Raw genomic sequence first — 240 nt, forward strand, 5'->3', positions numbered from 1 at the left:
AGAGCACGATCATCGAGAAGGGCAACTGGAAGCTGGTCTGGGAAAACAACCGCGAATGCTACCACTGCGTCGCCAATCACCCTGAGCTGTGCAAGACCTTCCCCGAGGCGCCGACCGTGACCGGCGTCAACGGCGCCGACAGCGACCCCGAGATGGTCGCGCACTGGGCCAAATGCGAGGCCGCTGGCTTGCCGAGCAAATTCCGCATCGATCCGGCAGGGCAGTACCGCGCCACCCGCG

General features: G+C 65.0%; 1 protein-coding gene. It reads left to right on the forward strand.

Going from position 1 to position 240, the window contains the following annotated elements; translation table 11 throughout:
* On the forward strand, positions 1-240 hold a 240-nt coding region (locus EOB49_RS35810; RefSeq protein WP_281060648.1), incomplete at both ends, for an SRPBCC family protein.

The sequence above is a fragment of the Mesorhizobium sp. M7A.F.Ca.MR.148.00.0.0 genome, assembly GCF_003997735.1.
GTDB lineage: Bacteria > Pseudomonadota > Alphaproteobacteria > Rhizobiales > Rhizobiaceae > Mesorhizobium.